The sequence below is a fragment of the Mesorhizobium sp. CNPSo 4688 genome, from assembly GCF_057784295.1.
This window is the reverse complement of the sequence record NZ_JBWLUY010000005.1, coordinates 188659-205586: the sequence shown is the minus strand read 5'-3', so window position 1 is coordinate 205586 and position 16928 is coordinate 188659. Positions and strand designations below refer to the sequence as shown.

Here is a 16928-nt window from a genome sequence, read left to right as displayed (position 1 = left end):
CGCGATCTTCGAACTAGTGGGGAATTCTCTTAGTCGGCTGCTGCCGAGCTTGTGTATTCGAATGCCCAGTTTCAAAAGCTATCTCGTTTCGTTCATCCTCCGGCACAGCCGGAAGAAGGCATTTGCCAGCCCCGAAAACCTGCAGCGCTGGATCGCCTATGCGCGCAAGACCGAGGACCACCGTCCTCCGGCATTGCTGCGCGAGCGCCTCGATATCACCGAGCGCAGCGTCGATGGTTTCCCCGTCTACGAGATCGCGCCGAAGGCCGGCGAGCGCAGGCGCATCCTCTACATGCATGGCGGCGCCTATGTCTTCCAGATCACCTCCTATCATTGGGGGTTGATCGCCGAGATGGCCGAGCGGCTGGGTTTCGGCATCACCGTGCCGATCTACCCGATCGCGCCGGAGCATGATTTTCACGCCATGTTCGGCATGGTCGGCGACGTTTACCGGCAGATGCTGGACGAGGCGGACGCCGAAAATATCGTTTTCATGGGCGATTCTGCAGGCGGCAACATGGCCGTGGTGCTGACCATGATGGCGGCCGAAGAAGGCCTGCCCTTGCCGTCGCGCCACGTGCTGATTTCACCCGGCCTCGACATGTCGCTGTCCAACCCGGAAGTGTTCGAGGCGGAACGCAACGATCCGTGGCTCGGCATTCCCGGCGGGCTGGAAGCGATCCGCATGTACAGCGCCGGCATCGATCGCAGCGACTGGCATATCAGCCCGCTCTACGGCGACCTCTCGGTGCTGCCGCAGACCCTGCTTCTGACCGGCTCGCACGACCTGCTCAGCCCCGACAATCTGATCTTCGCCAAAAAGGCGCGCGCTGCCGGCGTCGATATCGACGTCGTCTACGAGGAAGGGATGTTCCACGTCTGGCCGCTGATCGAGATGCCGGAGGCGCGTCGCGCCAGGGACAGCATCGTCACCTTCCTCGCCGGTGAGCCCGCCAGGCGGCGCGCAACTGCGCGGCGCAGAGCGCGAACCGCCTTCGCGGCGCGCCCTGCCGAAGCAGCGAAATAGATCAGAACTTCCCGGTTTCCCGGAACAGTTCGAAGGTCGCGCGGATATGGTCGGCGACCGCCTTGACCGGGGCGCTGGCGTCCGGCGACACCACCATCGCCAGATTGTAGGTGCCGATGTCGGGCATACCGTCCTTCGGGCACAGCTCGACCATGTCGTTGCCTAGGAACGACTTCGGCAGCGGCGCGACGGCGAGATCGGACATGATGGCGGCGCGCTGGCCGGCCGTGTGCGCGCTCATATAGGCGATGCGGTAGTTGCGGCCCTCACGGCTGAGCGCATCGAGCGCGCCGGCCCGCCAAGCACAGCCCTCTTCCCACAGCGATACGGGCAATGGCTCACGCAGATGCGCGCTGCCGCCCTTGGCGCCAGCCCAGACGATCGGCTCAGTCAACAGCACCTCGGCGCCGAGCGCGCTGGTCTTGTAGGAGTTGGTCAACAGCGTGATGTCGAGTGCCCGGTCGTCCATGCGGCGGCGCAGATTGCTGCTCTGGTCGATGGTGACGTCGACGGCGATCGACGGATGCGATTGCGCGAACCGCTTCAGCACATGCGGCAGCACGCGCTCACCATAATCGTCCGGCGATCCGAGCCGCACCACGCCGACGATCTTGGGGATGATGAATTTCGACACCACCTCGCGGTTGATTGACAACAGCCGGCGGGCATAGCCGAGCAGCATCTCGCCATCGGTGGTCAGCGTCACCGAGCGCGCATCGCGCGCAAAGACCGAGCGGCCGAGAATGTCCTCGAGCTTCTTAATCTGCATGGAGACCGCCGACGGCGTGCGGAACACCGCATTGGCCGCGGTGGTGAAGCTGCCGGTCTCGGCAATGGCCACAAACGTGCGCAAAACGTCGAGATCGAGCAGGGGGAGCGGATGATTGAGTGGGGCGTTCATCGGGATCGACCTTCAATTTTTCTGATGTGAAGCATCATTCCATTTCGTTTGATTGAACATCAGATTGGGAGGATAGTCAACTCCATCGAAGGCAGGACGTGCCCCGGATCGAAAAGCTCCTGACACGAAACTGCATTCGATGCGGAATATCCCGGTCACGGAACGCGTTCATGCGGGACGTGCCACAACCAAAGGAGAATGAAATGTCTATCCTGTCATCCATAGGTCGGCTTGCGACCGAGTTCAGCGCGGCCCGCGCCCGCTTCCAGACCGAACGTGCGATCCGCTCGCTGCCGATCGAACTGCAGAAGGATATCGGCTGGCCTGAAGCTGCCGACACCAAGACCGGTGCACGACACGGCGTCGGATCCTGGGCTGGAGCAAAGTAAACCATTGTGTACCATGTGCTGAAGGCCTGCCGCGCAGAACCAGCCCGGCAGGCCTTCTCTGTTTTACTCACCCGCCTTCTCTAACTTATTTGCATTCAAACGATTTTCAGAGCCATGTCGCCCTTGCATGGCGCATATGAGCAAGCTGCATAGCAGCTCAAATTTCCAATTAATGCCTTGTAAATAATCACAAATCTCGGGCAGTCTGCCGAAAAATGTCGCAATTGATGTCGCTTTTCATATCAAGCGCTTCGCATTTGCGATTTAGTTTCTGCTCACACACGCCTATATCACCGCCAGCAAACGAGCTGCCCCACTCCATCAAGCGAAGGCGACCCGTCTGAGCAACCGATAGGAGATGATGATGAAGCTTTTTGCCCGCCTTTTCCCCCGCCGCGAAATGAACCTGACCACAGCTCTCGAGCGCCAGCGCCTTGCCAACACCATGCCCGGCCAGACCGGCGCCATGAATGCGGTGCGCCTCGGCTTCGTCGCCTGAGATAACGGCTACCGCGCAGCGCTCCCTGCCGCTGCCGAAAGTCGATTACAGCGCCGCTTCGGTTTGACCGAGGCGGCGTTTTTCGTTCTGAAGCCGATGTTGCCGGATAGCGATGCTAAATCTCGCGGCAGCCCGTGCCCGTCATCCCCAGGGATTGCCCATTTGCGACCCATGTCGCAAATTTAGTTGCCGCTTAGCCGCCTAGCCGATTGACAGGAATGGTTTTTCCTGATGACGCTATGCTGTTCGCGACATCCTGTTCGCGCCATGGCTGCGTGAGGTTCCCTTGAACGCCGTAAAGCATCCGATCAAGCGATCGTTTGTATTCTTCCTCGTCCCCGACTTCACCATGATCGCCTTTGCGACGGCGCTCGACCCGCTGCGCTCGGCCAACCGCATGCTTGGCTATGAGGCCTATCGCTGGCGCCTCGCCAGCATCGACGGCAAGCCGGTGCGCGCCTCCAACGGCGTCGAATGCGCGGTCAACACCTCGCTCGAGGAAGAGCGCAAGAAAATGGCCGGACCGGACCGGCCGAATATGGCCATTGTCTGCAGCGGCGTGAATGTCGAGCGCTACCAGAACAGGTCGGCCTTCGCCTGGCTGCGCGAGGAGTATAACAGAGGCGTCGCCGTCGGCGGCCTGTGCACCGGCGCGCATATCCTTGCCGCCGCCGGCCTGCTCTCCAACAAGCGCTGCGCCATCCATTGGGAAAACCTGCCGGGCTTTTCCGAGGCCTTCCCGAAGGCCAACGTCTTTGCCGACCTATTCGAAATCGACCAGAACATCTACACCTGCGCCGGCGGCACAGCAGCATTGGACATGATGCTGAAGCTGATCGGCGACGACTTTGACGACAATCTGGTCAACCGCGTCTGCGAGCAGGTGCTGACCGACCGCGTGCGCAGCCCGACCGACCGCCAGCGCTTGCCGTTGCGCGCCCGCCTCGGCGTACAGAACTCCAAGGTGCTGACCATCATCGAACTGATGGAAGGCAACCTCTCCGAGCCGCTGTCGCTGATCGAGATTGCCGACCATGTCGACCTGTCGCGCCGCCAGATCGAGCGCCTGTTCCGTACCGAGATGGGCAGGTCCCCTGCCCGCTACTATCTCGAGATCCGCCTCGACCGCGCCAGGCATCTGCTGATCCAGTCGTCGATGCCGGTGGTCGAGGTGGCGGTCGCTTGCGGCTTCGTCTCGGCCTCGCATTTCTCCAAATGCTATCGCGAGCTCTACGCCCGCTCACCGCAGCAGGAGCGCGTCGACCGCAAGCAATTGCTGGCCGCCTGAACCGAACGCTTCAGATCAAGCCTCGGCCGGCTGCGCCTGTGCCGTCCGCATCGCCTCGACGCGAATATCTTCGGTCAGCCGCGCCTTCAGCGCCGAGAACTCCGGGCTGGTCTTCAGCGTGTAGTGGCGTGGGTGCGGCAGGTCGATGGCGACATCCGACTTGATGCGCCCCGGCCGCGCGCTCATCACGATCACCCGCGAGGCCATGAAGATCGCCTCCTCGATGTCGTGAGTGACAAATAGCACCGTCTTCTTGCGCCGTTCCCAGATGCCGAGCAAAAGCTCCTGCATCAGCCCGCGGGTCTGGTTGTCGAGCGCGCCGAACGGCTCGTCGAGCAACAGGATCTCGGGATCGTTGGCCAGCGCCCGGGCGATTGCCGTACGCTGCTGCATGCCGCCGGAAAGCTGCTTTGGCCAATGGTTCTCGAAGCCCTTGAGCCCGACGAGATCGACATAGGAGGCAACGATCCCGTCCCGCTCCTTTCCGGCCATGCCGCGTTCGCGCAGGCCGAAGGCGATATTCTGCGCCACCGTCAGCCACGGAAACAGCGTGTAGGACTGGAAGACCATGCCGCGATCCGGTCCCGGCCGCGTCACCGCCTTGCCGTCGAGCAACACGCGGCCTTCGCTCGGCGCCTCGAGGCCGGCGACAATCCTGAGCAGCGTCGACTTTCCGCAGCCCGACGGCCCGAGAATGGTGATGAAGTCGTTGGCGGCGACCGTCAGATCGACCGGCATCAGCGCCTTGACCGGCTGCGCGCCGCGCACGCCGGCGAATGTGCGCGAGACGCCTTCGATCAAAAGCTTGCTCATGCCAGGCTCCAGGGGAAGAGCCAGCGGTTGAACGCCTTGAAGGCGAAGTCGGACAACAGCCCGATCAGCCCGATGACGATGATGCCGAAGATGATCTGGCCCGTCGCCAGCCGCGACTGACTGTTGATGATCATATAGCCGATGCCTGAGGACGAACCGATCAGCTCTGCGACGATGACATAGGTCCAGGCCCAGCCAAGCACCAGCCGCAGCGTCTCGGCGATCTCCGGCGCATTGGCCGGCATGATCACCCGTTTGACGATGCCATTGTTGGTCGAGCCCAGCGTAGAGGCGGCTTCGACCAGGTCGCGCCGCGTCGAGCCGACCTTGACCGCGACGATCAGGATGATCTGGAACACCGAACCGACGAAGATGACCAACAGCTTTTCCAGCTCGCCAATGCCCGCCCACAGGATCAACAGCGGAATGAAGGCCGAGGCCGGCAGATAGCGGGCGAAGGAGACGAACGGTTCCAGGAACGCCTCCACCGGCTTCCAGGCGCCCATGGCGATGCCGATCGGCACGGCGATGATCGACGCCAGCACAAAGCCGCCGAAGACCCTCCAGATGGTAATCAAAATGTCGAGCCAGAAACGGTCTTCGACCAGCAGCCGCCAGCCATCCCGCAGCATTGACAGCGGATCGGCGAGGAAGATGCGGTTGACGTGGCCGCCAAGCGTGATCCACGCCCAGAAGGCGACGAACAGCACGAAGAAGGAAATGCCGAGCACGGTTCGAATGCCCGGCGACACCGGATGCAAGGGGCGCATCGTCAGATCGTCCGCATCTTCAAATCACCACTTGTCCAGGAGGAGGAGGCGGCGCCAAGCGCCGCCGCCTGATGGTCAAAGGCGAGCCCGTCAGTTCGATACCGCGCTGGTGTCGGCCAGCGTGGCGACATCTGGCGCTTCCTTGATCAGCCCCATCTGCAGGAGCAGTTCGCCGGCGGTTTTGGAAAAGTCCTGGAATTCCTTGGTGAAGAACTGCTTGTTCTCTGCCTTGTCGGCCCACTTCAGATATTTCGCCGAATCCTCGAACTCCTTGGCCGACTGTTTTACGTCGGCACCCATGATCTCGTAGGATTTCTGCGGATCGCTCTTGATCAGGTCGAGTGCCTCGAAATAGCTGTCGGCGAGCGCCTTGGCGGCGTCGGGATTGGCGGTGAGGAATTCGGGCGTGCAGCCGACCGTGTCGAGCACCATCGGATAGTCGAGCGTGGTCGCCAATATATGGCCCTGGTCAGCCCTGTCACGCACCGCCGAGATGAACGGCTCGTAGGTGACCGCCGCATCGTTCTGGCCGGCGAGGAAGGCTTGTGCGGCCGCATCCGGCTCCAGGTTGACTACGGTCACGTCCTTGGTCGACAGCCCGTTCTTGTTCAGCACCCAGGCCAGCATGAAATAGGGGGACGTGCCCGGCGCCGAGGACGCGACATTCTTGCCCTTGAGGTCAGCGACGGTCTTGATGTCGTTGCGCACGACAACGCCGTCGGCGCCATAGGATTTGTCGAGCTGGAATATCTGTTTGGTGGTGACGCCGCTGGCGTTCCAGACCAGCCAGGTCTCGACCGTGGTGGCGGCGCATTGCAGGTCGCCGCTGGCGATGGCAAGCGGCCGGCTGGCCTGCGGCACCTTCTTCAAGGTCACGTCGAGGCCATGCTTCTCGAATATGCTGGCCTGCTTGGCAAGCGTCAGCGGCGCAAACCCGGTCCAGCCGCTGATGCCGATGGTCACCAACGTGGCGGCCTTGGCCGGAGCGGACAATCCCGCTGCAAGCGCCAATGCCGCAGCAAAGACGATGGTCCTGTTCATGTCAGTTCCCCTTGTTTTTTTCGGATGGGGAATTGTGTCACAGACGCCCATGGGCTTGTCAATGAAACTGATGCTGCATTGCGGCATGGGCCAAAGGTCTAGTCTAGCGCGCGTCGAACATCCAGCTGCGGTCGCGCCACATTTTTTCGCCGACCTGGCAGTCAGTCGGCCGGTCCTGCGCCAGCACCACCGGCGGATGAGTGGCTTCCTCTCGGGCCCATTGCGGCGAAGCGGGGCCGGCCAGCTCCAGCACCAGCTTGCGGCGAATGGCTTCGGGAAACTGCGTCCAGTCATTGACCGGGATCATGAAGGATCCGGGCCCGCCGATAACACAGTCGCTGTAGTAGCGGTCGAGATTGTTGACGTCATAGGCGCCACCAAACCCACCGCCGCGCGTCATCAGCGGCAGTCCATTGATGATTATGCCTTGCTTGACCACCGCGTCGCGGGTGATGTCGACGGGCGCGCCCTGGTTGTTGGGGCCATCGCCGGAAATATCGATGACGCGCTTTGTCCCCTGGAAGCCGCTTTCGGCAAAAAGATCGCTGCCGAATTCGAGCGCGCCGGAAATCGAGGTGCGCCGGGCGCTGGCCGGCGGATGGGCGGAAAGCTGCGCCGCCACTCGCTCGGCGTCGGCCCGGCTGGCGATCACCGTCCACGGCACGACGACCTGTTGCGTGGTCGCTCCCGCCCATTCGACATAGGTGACGGCGACCTTGCCATAGGCGCCATCGGCTATGGCTTGCAGCACATTGTCGTGGGTTAGCGCCGCGGCATAGCCGTGGCGCTGGATTTCGAGTTCGGTGGGCGACATCGACAGCGACACATCGACGGCCAGCACCAGCTCGACATCGACCGGCTCGGCGGCCTCAACCGACAGCGTCAGCCAGAGCACCAGCGCCAGCGCGGCGCTGCCTGAAAGGAAATGTCTTGCGTGGGAAAAAGCAGACATGCCCCAAGGTAAGCGAGAATCGGCTGCTGACAAAGTGAAAAGCCCGGCCGTGAGCCGGGCTTTGCATTCATGCTTCCGCGATTGCGGTTGTCTTCTTGCCGGCTCAACTTCTCGGCTTCAAATTCTCCGGATCGTAGAGCGGCTTGTAGCCGACGCCAGCAACCTCGACGGGATAGGTCTCGCCAAAATACTCGACACTGAGCTTGCGGCCTTCCTGGGCACAGGCCCAAGGCAAATAGGCGAGCGCGATGTTCTTGCCGATGGTCGGGCCATAGGCAACGGAGGTGGTGAAGGAGCGGCGGCCGAGTTCATCGACCAACGTCTCGCCGGTCTTCGGATCCATCACCGGCATGGTGCCGACGGGATAGCGGGCGACGCCTTTGGAATCGACGTTCTCGGTCATCACCAGCGTGCACAGGATCGCCGGCTGGTGTTCACGAGCCCGGTATTCGACATGCTTCGCCTTGCCGCAGAAATCGTTCTCCTTGACCTTTGGACGCGCGAGATCGGCTTCGAGCAGATTGTACTCGGTCAGGAGGTCGGCGTTCTGCAGCCGCAGGCTCTTTTCCATACGGCGCGTGTTGGCATAGGTCTCGACGCCGAACGGCATAACCCCGGTCGAGCGCAGCGCATCCCAGACGGCGAGACCGTCCTCGTAGCGCATATGCAATTCCCAACCCTGCTCGCCGACATAGGAGATGCGGAAGGCCGTGACATCCTTGCCGCCGATTCTGACCGGCTTGATCGCCGCGAACGGGAAGTTCTCGAGCGACAGGCCGTCCGGATTCTCGACCACCTTCTGCAGCGTCGTGCGGGCATTCGGACCCCAGATGCCGATGGTGACAAACTTCTCCGTCACGTCGGTGATGGTGACATCAAAACCTTTGTCCTGCGCGGTGCGTTGCATGTAGCGGAAGTCGCGCGGGCCGGCGTCGGCGCCGTCGATCAGACGGCAGCGATCGGCCATGCGGATCACCGTGAAGTCGGCGCGCACCATGCCTTCCTCGTCGAGGAAGTGGGTGTAGATGCCCTTGCCGATATTGTTGTCGCCGCCGATCTTGGCCGCGCACAGCCATTCCAGCAGGGCGACATGGTCGGGTCCCTCGACGTCATACATAGAGAAGTGCGAGAGGTTGACGATGCCGCAATCCTCGCTCATCGCCAGGTGCTCGGCATTGGACACCCGCCAGAAATGGCGGTTGTCCCATTCGTTCTCTCGTACGGGAACCCGGTTGCCATACTTCTCCAGCAGGTGCTGGTTGGCGGCGTAGCCATGCGCGCGCTCCCAGCCGCCCAGCTCCATGAAGTAGCCGCCGAGCTCCTTCTCGCGCTCCCAGAACGGCGAGCGGCGGATGTTGCGGCCCTTGGAGAACGGCTCGCGCGGATGCACCGCCGGATTGTAGACCTTCATCGCCGTTTCGGTGCAGCGATCCCAGATGAACTGCTCCTTGGTCTGGTGCGGGTAGAAACGCGCATAGTCGATGGCATGATGGTCGATCTCGGTGCGGCCGTCGGTCATCCAGTCGGCGATGAGCTTGCCCATGCCGGGCCCGTCCTTGACCCAGATGGCGACGGCATACCACAGACCCCTCACCTTCTGGCTCTCGCCCATGGACGGACCGCCATCGGCGGTCACCTGCAAGAGGCCGTTGAAGGAATGGCTTTCATTGTAGCCGAGTTCGCCGAGGATCGGCGTCAGCTCCATGGCACGTTCGAGCGGCGCCAGGATCTGCTCCATGTCGAGGTCGCGCTGCGACGGCGACAGCCGCGCCTGGTCCTTTTCCAGGAGGTCGCGCGGATGGCAGAGGCGAGGATTGGTCTCTTCGTAATAGCCCCATTCGATCTGGCCGCCCTCGGCGGTCTTGGGATCGCCGGTGTCGCGCATATAGGCCGAATTGCCCTGGTCACGCAGCAGCGGCCAGCCGATCTCCTTGCCGGTGCCGGCAAACTCATTGTAGGGGCCGAAGAAAGTCAGCGGATGGTCGATCGGCATCACCGGCAGGTCTTCGCCGACCATTTCGGCGATCAGCCGGCCCCATATGCCGGCGCAGACCACGACATAGTCGGCCATGATGGTGCCCCGGTCGGTGACGACGCCCTTGATGCGGCCCTCCTCGACGATGAGGGATTTGGCCGGCGTGTTGGCGAAGGATTTGAGTTTCCCCGACGCTTCCGCCTGGTCGACCAGCTTGCCGGCGACCGTCTGTGAGCGCGGGATGACCAGGCCGGCATCCGGATCCCACAGCCCGCCCTGCACCATGGACTCTTCGATCAGCGGGAATTTTTCCTTGATCTCGGCCGGCTCGATCAGCCGGGCGCGGGTGCCGAAGGATTTGGCCGAAGCGATCTTGCGCTTGATCTCGTCCATGCGGCCGTCGTCGCCGACACGCGCCACTTCGAGGCCCCCGATGCGGGCGTAATGGCCCATCTTCTCGTAGAAATCGATGGAATAGAGCGTCGTCCAGCAGGACAGGAAATCATGGCTCGTCGTGTAGCAGAAGTCCGAGGCATGCGCGGTCGAGCCGATATCGGTGGGGATGCCTGACTTGTCGATGCCGACAATGTCGGTCCAGCCGCGTTCGATCAGGTGATGGGCGATCGATGCGCCGACAATACCACCCAGGCCGACGATGACGACCTTCGCCTGTTTCGGAAACTCTGCCATTGCCCACGACTCCAAGGGGATAAAGCGGGCGCGTCCGCGCCCGTTCGAATGGCGCACAATATGCAGACGACGCGGATGGAGCTACCGCCTGTTTGCGACACGTCGCAGATGCGGCGCGACCAGCGCGCCGGCGTGTCGTCAGTGGCGATCTATCTCAGGCAAAGGCCCAGATGTCCTCGGCCTGGAACCCGACCTGGTAGCCCGCGGTCTTCAGCTTGACCACGACCTGGCCAATTTCCGGGGCGGGCAGCGCGCCGACCTCGACCTTGATCATGCCGGGACGGTAACGCTTGAGGTCGAGCTGCTCGAAGACGATCCAGTCGGCGCCCTCGCAATCGACCAGAAAGGCGTCGATGTAGGTGATGCCGTTGCGATCGAGCAGCGTCTGCAGCGTTTCCGACGGCACCTCGATATCCCTGAAATGCGGGGCGAATTTGTTGAAATTGGCATCGGCCGCGCCCCAGGCATTCTTGCCCGACATCAAATTGGTGTCGGTGACCGACGAGCAGCCGATGAACTCGATCGGCAGGGTGCCGGCCTCGAGCGCTGCGGCATCGAAAGTGTGGACGGTGATCGTGCCCTTGGTTTTGGTCACCGCCACCGGCTCGATGACGAAGCGTTCGGTATCGGGGTAGTTGGCACGCAGGCGTTTCTGATTGTACGGGATCGGCTCGACCAGCACGGCCCGCGCCCGCGGGATGCGATGCAGCCATGGCGTGACGTCGTCGAACAGCGCGCCGTCGCAAGCGCCGACATTGACCATCCGGAACGGTTGCCCGCCACCAAAGCGCGCCTTCAGCGCCGCCTTGGCCAGGAATTTCGTGCCATGCAGCGCCGGCCCACGGTCGAGCAGGCCGGCAGGCAGACCGAGCGAAAGGGCAATGCGCGCCAGACCGGATACAGAACTCATGGCTTATCTCCGGGAAGGGCGTGCAAGGCGATGGGCCGCCTTCCATTCAGGTTTGCCGACGCCCACAGCGCCATGACCGGACCCACCAGCAGCAGGAAGGGCGGCAAAAGGTTGGGGAAATAGATGCGGGTGTCGTGGATCGGAAAGACGGTGAACTTCGCCAGCACGCCAAGCACAAGTGCTGCCAGCAGAATGCCGGCGCGGCGATCGAGCCGGAAGCCGGCGCGGGCCAGCGCAAACCACCCGGCCAGAGCCAGCACCGAGACGCCGACCCAGCTGTTGAGCTCAATAGCGCGAATGAAGGATGCGGCAAACGCCTTGAGATACGCGCCCACCGAAAATGGCGGCTCGAAACCATCCATATTGTAGTGCTGCTCGATGCTGGAGAACCACAGATGCGGCCACCAGCCGGGATGCTGGGCCCAGTGCGAGATGGCGAAATAGGCGACAAAGGACGCGGCAAAGCCGGCCAGCGCCCCCCATGCCCGCTGCCGGAAAACCACCAGCAGCACAGCGAAGATGGCCAGGAACACGATGTTGTCGGGACGCGCCATGAAGGCGAGGAAGAGCAACACCGCCGTTGCCACTTCGCGGCCGCGCACATAGGCAAGCAGGCCGCCGAGGAACAGCGCAGAACACAACAGATCCGGCGTCGAGGCGCGCGCCGCATCGCCGAAATCGGCCATGATCAGCACCGCGCCGACCACCGGCGCCAGCGCCAGCCCGCCTTCGGTTCGCAGCCAGAGCAGCGCGATCATCGCGAACAGCAGCACCGAGACGACCTGCAGCAGCCGCATCGCCTCCACCGGCGACATTACCGCGCTCATCGTCGACAGCATCTCGGCGTAGAGGAACTTGATCCGGTACATGCCAAGCAGCGAGTGGAAGTCGGAAGCATTTTCAGCCATATGGCTGCGGAAGCCGCTGCCATCGTCGGTCAGCGCCTTGTAGTCGGCGGCCGACACACCGGCCTGGACCGTGCTGTAGGCATAATCATGCAGCGCCTGCGCATCGGGGTAAGCGCCCTCCTCGGCAATGGCGAGGTAGGGCAGCATGTCCCAATTGGCGTCGGGCATCGTCCAGGCGGTAAAGGCCGTGAGCAGGATGTAGAGCGAAAACGCGATCGCACCGATCGGCGCCGCCCACCGCGCATAAGTCCCCTCGCCCCACGCCAGACCGGCGGCCGTCAACCGGTCGAGTATGTTTTGCGCGGAGGGAGACTTGCTCAGCATCGTCAGGCTCGGGACTTAACGGACTTGGCTTTTGACGAAATCCTTCACGATCGACACGATGCCGCGTGACAAGAGGCTGTCGAAGGCATCGATAAAGCGGTCGACATGCTCGCGCTGGCAGATCAGCGGCGGCTCGAGGCGGATGACGTTGCGGTTGTATTCGGTGAAGGCGACGAGCACGTCATAGTCGCGCAGCAACAGCGCACCGACGAAGCCTGACAGCGAACCCTTCAGCTTGTCGTCGAGCACGCTGACGATCGGCCGCAGCACCATCGGCAACGTCTGCGAGAAGTCGTGGAATTCGAGCCCGACCATAAAACCCTTGCCGCGCACATCCTTGATGATCTTCGGATATTTGTCCTTCAGCGCCTGCAGCCGCTGCAGCAGGTACTCGCCGGTCGAGGCGGCGTTGTCGATCAGCCCCTCGTCATAGAGCACGTTGATGCCTTCGATCGCGGTGACGCAGGCCTCGCCCATGCCGCCGAAGGTCGCCATGGCGTGGATCATCGCCGTCTTCGGCGTGCCATAGGCCTTCATATAGACCTCGCGCCGGGCGATCATGGCGCCGACCGCGGCCTTGCCGGCGCCGAGCGACTTGGCCAGCGCGGTCACATCGGGCACCACGCCGTAATGTTCGAAGGCGTAGAAGCGGCCCGAGCGGCCGTAGCCGCACTGCACTTCGTCGGCCACCCACAGCACGCCATACTGGTCGCACAGCGCGCGCAGCTTCTGCCAGTATTCGGCGGGCGCCTGGATGATGCCGCCGCCGCCCTGGATGGTTTCGAGCACGATGACGCCGACCTCCGGGTCTGAGCGGAACAGCCGCTCGACCGCCTCGATGTCGGCGAACGGGATGCGGACCGTATTCTCGGCCATCTTGAAGTCGGCGCGGTAGAGCTGGCCGTCGGTGATGCCGAGCACGCCCTTGGTCTTGCCGTGGAAGGAGTTCTCGGCATAGACGATTTTCGGCCGCTTCGGGCCGGCGGCACGCTCGGCGAGCTTCACCGCTGCTTCCATCGCCTCCGAGCCGGACGAGCCCAGAAACACCATGTCGAGATCGCCGGGCGAGCATTTGGCGATGTTGTGCGCAAGCGCTGCCGCATATTGCGACATGAAGGCGATGGCGATTTCCTGGCGTCTTTCCTCCTGGAACTTGCGTCGAGCCTCCAGGATGCGCGGATGGTTGTGGCCGAAGGCCAGCGAACCGAAGCCGCCGAAGAAGTCGAGAATCTTGCGGCCGTTCTGGTCGATATAGAACATGCCTTCGGCGCGTTCGATCTTGATCTTGTGGAAGCCGAGCAGCTTCATGAAGTGCAGCTGGCCCGGGTTGAGATGCGCCTTGAACAGGTCGGTCATGCGCGCGACATCCATCGACTTCGCCTGCTCGACGCTGATCAGTTCGGGCTTGGCGATAGTGGCGGGCGACAGCGCCGGCGCGCTGACCATGGTGCGCGTGTTCGTCTGCTCAGGCTTGGCCATGACGGTCATCTCGGAGTTCTCCTGGTCGTCCCATCTTATTCGGCAGGGACATGATTGGCGGTGACGGCATGGCCGTCTTTCTTGGCGCGGTACTCGCTGTAGGCGGCGATCAGCATGTCCTCGTCGCGATATTGCGGCACCCAGCCGAGCTGGCGCTCGGCCTTGGACACGTCGAGCACGCACTCTTCATCGGCGATCAGATATTGTTCGGGATCCATGATCGGCATGTTCATGAGATCGAGCAGGTCGAGCGTGCGCTTGACCGCCCAGCCCGGCGTCGGGATCAGCAACGATTTCGACCCGGCGTGCTTGATCAGGTCGCCGAGCAATTTCCTGACCGGCGGCGGATTGAGCGAGCCCAGATTATAGGCCTCGTTGGGCACGCCGGCCTTCCAGGCCGCGCGCGCAGCTTCCGCACAATCGAAAACAGAAATGAACTGATAGGGGTTCTTGCCTGAACCGATCATCGGCACCGGAAGGTTCCAGTCGATCAGCTTGAACAGTTTTTCCAATATGCCGAGACGGCCGGGGCCGATGATCAGGCGCGGCCGGAACAGCGAGATCGACATGCCGCGCTTGCGCCATTCGGCGGCAAGCTCCTCGGTCTTCTGCTTCGACCAGCCATATTCGCCGAGCGGCGCGACCGGATGCTCCTCGGTCATCGGCTGGGTCACCGTGTGGCCGTAGATCATGTCGGTGGTGTAGTGGACGAGCTTCGGTGCGCCGGCCTTGCCCATGGCCTGCATGATGTGTTCGGTGCCGTGGAAATTCACCGGGAAGAAGAAGTCGTGGCGCTTGGCCCGCACCTGGATCGGCGACAGCATCTTGGCCGACAGATTGTAGACCATGTCGTCGGCCTTCAATCCGACCTTGGCCACCGAGGCCGGATCGGTCACATCGCAGGTGACGAAGCGAACCGAACGATAATGCGGCAGGTCGCTCTTGACGATGTCGGCAACGACAACCTCTTCACCGTCGGCCACAAGCTTCGGGGCAAGATGACGGCCGACGAAGCCGTCACCGCCGAAAATTATATGTCTCATCGAACGATCTCGTTTGTCTGGATCTTGTCGGGGTCAATGGAAGCCGTCTGGTCGTCATGCCCGCGCCCGCTTTGCGCGATCAGCACCGTGCCGACGCAGATGAAGGCGATGCCGGCAATGCGCCAGGCGTTGAGGTCCTCGCGAAAGATGAAATAGGCGAAGATCGCGACCGCGACATAGGCAAGGCTGAGGAACGGATAGGCAAAGCTGAGCTCGACCTTCGACAGCACATAGAGATGCGACGCCATCGAGATGACGAAGGTGCACAGGCCGAGGAACACCCATGGGCTGAAGACGATCTGCAGGAGCTTCAGAAGCGGGTTGGTGCCTTCGAACGAAATCGGGCCAAGCGACATCATGCCTTGCTTCAGCATCAGCTGCGCGGCGGCATTGGTCATGACTGTGAACAGAATAAAGACGATATATTTCATATTTTCCATCCGCCGCTTGCGACAATCCTACTACTAACCTGCAAACATTTCGTGAAGTCATGACAATGTTTTGAGTGTTTTGAATAAACCATGGAATTTACGATCTATTTACCATGATTTGTTCGAATTGTACCTGTTCCGCAGCCTCGACGCGTCCCCTTGGCATCTCCAGTTTTTTCGCTGTCCGCAGCCAGAAACTGGACATGAACGCCGGGTCGCGCAGCGCTTCCAACAGCTGCCAATCCGGGAAGGAGGCGGCGAAAGTCTCCGCACTCATGCGCGCATCCTTATAGGGATTGACCGCGCCGCCGGCCGCGACCGTGATGCGGTCGAGTTCGCCAAGCAGTGCCAGCGTCCTACTGCCGCGATTGGGGAAATCGAGCGTCAGCGTGAAGCCGGGCCGCGGAAAGGACAGCAGTGCCGGCGAGCGGATCGACCCGAAGCGCTTCAGCACGGTGAGGAAAGAGCCCTGCCCGGCCCGCCGCGCCGCGTCGAGCAGCGCCGGCACGGTCTGGCGCGCTGCATGTTCCGGCACCACGCTCTGGTGCTGGTAGAGACCTTTGGGGCCATAGAGCCGGTTCCAGTCACCGACACCGTCCAGCGGAAAGAAGAAGCCCTGATAGCCGGTTTGGCGCGGCGCCGCCGAGCGCCCTTTCTTCCACCGGTAGGCGGCGTTGAAAGCAGTCAGGAACGGCCGGTTGAGGACGTTGAACAGCGGCTGGATCGGCACCGAAAGGCGGGAGCCGGCGCGCGACGCCGCATGCGAACCATGCTCGGCGTGATTGCCTGACAACAACAGGCCGCGCCCGCGGCCATGGCCGCCGGCGAGCTGATCAATCCAGGCGACGGCATATTCATTGGCCTGGTCGGCGGCCTCTGCCAGTTCGAAGAATTCACCGAGGTCGGCAAATCGCACTGCCGTCTCGACGATGTCGAGAGAAGGCACCCGCATCAGCCGGATCGAGGCCGACAGGATCAGGCCAGTCAGCCCCATGCCGCCGATCGTCGCCGCAAACAGCCGGGCATTGTCCGTTGCCGAGCAGGTGTAGGTCCGCCCGTCCGAGCGCAGCAGCGTCAGCGATTCGACATGGCAACCAAAGGTGCCGCGCCGGTGATGGTTCTTGCCGTGGACGTCGTTGGCGATGGCGCCGCCAAGGGTGACGAACTGGGTACCGGGAACCACCGCCGGAAAGAAGCCGTAGGGTGCGGCGTGCGCAATGATGTCGGACAGGAGCACGCCGGCTTCGGCCTCGAGCAGGCCGGTCTCGGCGTCGAAGGCGCCGATACGGTTCAGCGGCCGCATGTCGACGACCGCGCCCGCCTCGTTCTGACAGGAATCACCGTAGGAGCGACCGTTGCCGTAGGCGAGCAAGCCGTTTGCCTTTGCCTTGCCACTCTTCATCAGCTCGACAGCCGTATCGGCCGCGATGGTTCGCTTTGCGGCCGGCGTGGCGCGGCCGAAACTCTGGAACCGTTCGCCCGCCACGC

General features: G+C 62.5%; 16 protein-coding genes. 4 read left to right on the top strand and 12 right to left on the bottom strand.

The genetic code is table 11. The features are described 5' to 3' along the window. Positions 1–61 precede the first annotated feature (61 nt). On the top strand, positions 62–1027 hold the full coding sequence (locus tag AC04SH_RS11220) for an alpha/beta hydrolase (RefSeq protein ID WP_488575061.1): 966 nt from the start codon (positions 62–64) through the stop codon (positions 1025–1027). 1 nt (position 1028) lies between these two features. Here AC04SH_RS11220 and AC04SH_RS11215 read toward each other — a convergent pair whose 3' ends face one another. Then, positions 1029–1928 (bottom strand): LysR substrate-binding domain-containing protein, encoded by a 900-nt coding sequence (locus tag AC04SH_RS11215; protein WP_488575060.1) that lies wholly within the window; start codon positions 1926–1928, stop codon positions 1029–1031. Positions 1929–2131: 203 nt separating this feature from the next. On the opposite strand from AC04SH_RS11215, the gene AC04SH_RS11210 reads away from it, so the two are divergent. The 3 genes from AC04SH_RS11210 (at position 2132) to AC04SH_RS11200 (ending at position 4104) form a co-directional block, all read left to right on the top strand. Next, positions 2132–2317: a hypothetical protein gene (locus tag AC04SH_RS11210; RefSeq protein WP_023700331.1), complete on the top strand. Its 186-nt coding sequence runs from the start codon at positions 2132–2134 to the stop codon at positions 2315–2317. 364 nt (positions 2318–2681) lie between these two features. Continuing rightward, entirely contained in the window at positions 2682–2816 is a 135-nt protein-coding gene (locus AC04SH_RS11205) for a hypothetical protein (RefSeq protein ID WP_112565447.1), read from the top strand. Positions 2817–3165: 349 nt separating this feature from the next. Continuing rightward, on the top strand, positions 3166–4104 hold the full coding sequence (locus AC04SH_RS11200) for a GlxA family transcriptional regulator (protein WP_352560327.1): 939 nt from the start codon (positions 3166–3168) through the stop codon (positions 4102–4104). A 15-nt stretch (positions 4105–4119) separates the two neighbouring features. Here the strand turns inward: AC04SH_RS11200 and AC04SH_RS11195 are convergent, their stop codons facing one another. The 11 genes from AC04SH_RS11195 to AC04SH_RS11145 all read right to left on the bottom strand — a co-directional run bounded on the left by AC04SH_RS11195 (position 4120) and on the right by AC04SH_RS11145 (position 16926). Beyond that, positions 4120–4917: an ABC transporter ATP-binding protein gene (locus tag AC04SH_RS11195; RefSeq protein ID WP_488575059.1), complete on the bottom strand. Its 798-nt coding sequence runs from the start codon at positions 4915–4917 to the stop codon at positions 4120–4122. Further along, complete coding sequence (locus tag AC04SH_RS11190) at positions 4914–5687, bottom strand: ABC transporter permease (RefSeq protein ID WP_488575058.1); 774 nt, start codon at positions 5685–5687, stop codon at positions 4914–4916. Before AC04SH_RS11190 ends, AC04SH_RS11195 begins: the two co-directional genes overlap by 4 nt. Positions 5688–5777: 90 nt before the next feature. After that, positions 5778–6728 (bottom strand): ABC transporter substrate-binding protein, encoded by a 951-nt coding sequence (locus AC04SH_RS11185; RefSeq protein WP_488575057.1) that lies wholly within the window; start codon positions 6726–6728, stop codon positions 5778–5780. Between the two features lie 103 nt (positions 6729–6831). Further along, positions 6832–7680 carry a DUF1194 domain-containing protein gene (locus AC04SH_RS11180; RefSeq protein WP_488575056.1) on the bottom strand — a complete coding sequence of 283 codons (849 nt, stop codon included), beginning with the start codon at positions 7678–7680 and terminating at the stop codon, positions 6832–6834. 103 nt (positions 7681–7783) lie between these two features. Further along, positions 7784–10345: a GcvT family protein gene (locus AC04SH_RS11175; protein ID WP_488575055.1), complete on the bottom strand. Its 2562-nt coding sequence runs from the start codon at positions 10343–10345 to the stop codon at positions 7784–7786. 154 nt (positions 10346–10499) lie between these two features. Continuing rightward, positions 10500–11255, bottom strand: a complete 756-nt coding sequence (locus AC04SH_RS11170; protein ID WP_488575054.1) for an FkbM family methyltransferase — start codon at positions 11253–11255, stop codon at positions 10500–10502. Then, positions 11252–12487 carry a hypothetical protein gene (locus AC04SH_RS11165; RefSeq protein ID WP_488575053.1) on the bottom strand — a complete coding sequence of 412 codons (1236 nt, stop codon included), beginning with the start codon at positions 12485–12487 and terminating at the stop codon, positions 11252–11254. Before AC04SH_RS11165 ends, AC04SH_RS11170 begins: the two co-directional genes overlap by 4 nt. Positions 12488–12502: 15 nt before the next feature. Next, positions 12503–13933, bottom strand: coding sequence for an aspartate aminotransferase family protein (locus AC04SH_RS11160; protein ID WP_488575197.1), 1431 nt, complete (start codon positions 13931–13933; stop codon positions 12503–12505). Positions 13934–14001: 68 nt separating this feature from the next. Continuing rightward, positions 14002–15009 (bottom strand): NAD-dependent epimerase/dehydratase family protein, encoded by a 1008-nt coding sequence (locus tag AC04SH_RS11155; protein ID WP_488575052.1) that lies wholly within the window; start codon positions 15007–15009, stop codon positions 14002–14004. Then, the gene (locus AC04SH_RS11150; RefSeq protein ID WP_112565444.1) at positions 15006–15440 is read right to left on the bottom strand and encodes an EamA family transporter; all 435 of its coding nucleotides are present in this window, start codon (positions 15438–15440) and stop codon (positions 15006–15008) included. The genes AC04SH_RS11155 and AC04SH_RS11150 overlap by 4 nt, the downstream gene beginning before the upstream one ends. A gap of 97 nt (positions 15441–15537) precedes the next feature. Next, positions 15538–16926, bottom strand: a complete 1389-nt coding sequence (locus AC04SH_RS11145; RefSeq protein ID WP_488575051.1) for an FAD-binding oxidoreductase — start codon at positions 16924–16926, stop codon at positions 15538–15540. Between the last annotated feature and the right edge of the window lie 2 nt (positions 16927–16928).

Bases quoted from the DNA above. Each gene is read 5' to 3' on its own strand.
- AC04SH_RS11220 (WP_488575061.1), top strand. From the start codon at position 62: ATGCCCAGTTTCAAAAGCTATCTCGTTTCGTTCATCCTCCGGCACAGC.
- AC04SH_RS11215 (WP_488575060.1), bottom strand. From the start codon at position 1,928: ATGAACGCCCCACTCAATCATCCGCTCCCCCTGCTCGATCTCGACGTT.
- AC04SH_RS11210 (WP_023700331.1), top strand. From the start codon at position 2,132: ATGTCTATCCTGTCATCCATAGGTCGGCTTGCGACCGAGTTCAGCGCG.
- AC04SH_RS11205 (WP_112565447.1), top strand. From the start codon at position 2,682: ATGAAGCTTTTTGCCCGCCTTTTCCCCCGCCGCGAAATGAACCTGACC.
- AC04SH_RS11200 (WP_352560327.1), top strand. From the start codon at position 3,166: ATGATCGCCTTTGCGACGGCGCTCGACCCGCTGCGCTCGGCCAACCGC.
- AC04SH_RS11195 (WP_488575059.1), bottom strand. From the start codon at position 4,917: ATGAGCAAGCTTTTGATCGAAGGCGTCTCGCGCACATTCGCCGGCGTG.
- AC04SH_RS11190 (WP_488575058.1), bottom strand. From the start codon at position 5,687: ATGCGCCCCTTGCATCCGGTGTCGCCGGGCATTCGAACCGTGCTCGGC.
- AC04SH_RS11185 (WP_488575057.1), bottom strand. From the start codon at position 6,728: ATGAACAGGACCATCGTCTTTGCTGCGGCATTGGCGCTTGCAGCGGGA.
- AC04SH_RS11180 (WP_488575056.1), bottom strand. From the start codon at position 7,680: ATGTCTGCTTTTTCCCACGCAAGACATTTCCTTTCAGGCAGCGCCGCG.
- AC04SH_RS11175 (WP_488575055.1), bottom strand. From the start codon at position 10,345: ATGGCAGAGTTTCCGAAACAGGCGAAGGTCGTCATCGTCGGCCTGGGT.
- AC04SH_RS11170 (WP_488575054.1), bottom strand. From the start codon at position 11,255: ATGAGTTCTGTATCCGGTCTGGCGCGCATTGCCCTTTCGCTCGGTCTG.
- AC04SH_RS11165 (WP_488575053.1), bottom strand. From the start codon at position 12,487: ATGCTGAGCAAGTCTCCCTCCGCGCAAAACATACTCGACCGGTTGACG.
- AC04SH_RS11160 (WP_488575197.1), bottom strand. From the start codon at position 13,933: ATGGTCAGCGCGCCGGCGCTGTCGCCCGCCACTATCGCCAAGCCCGAA.
- AC04SH_RS11155 (WP_488575052.1), bottom strand. From the start codon at position 15,009: ATGAGACATATAATTTTCGGCGGTGACGGCTTCGTCGGCCGTCATCTT.
- AC04SH_RS11150 (WP_112565444.1), bottom strand. From the start codon at position 15,440: ATGAAATATATCGTCTTTATTCTGTTCACAGTCATGACCAATGCCGCC.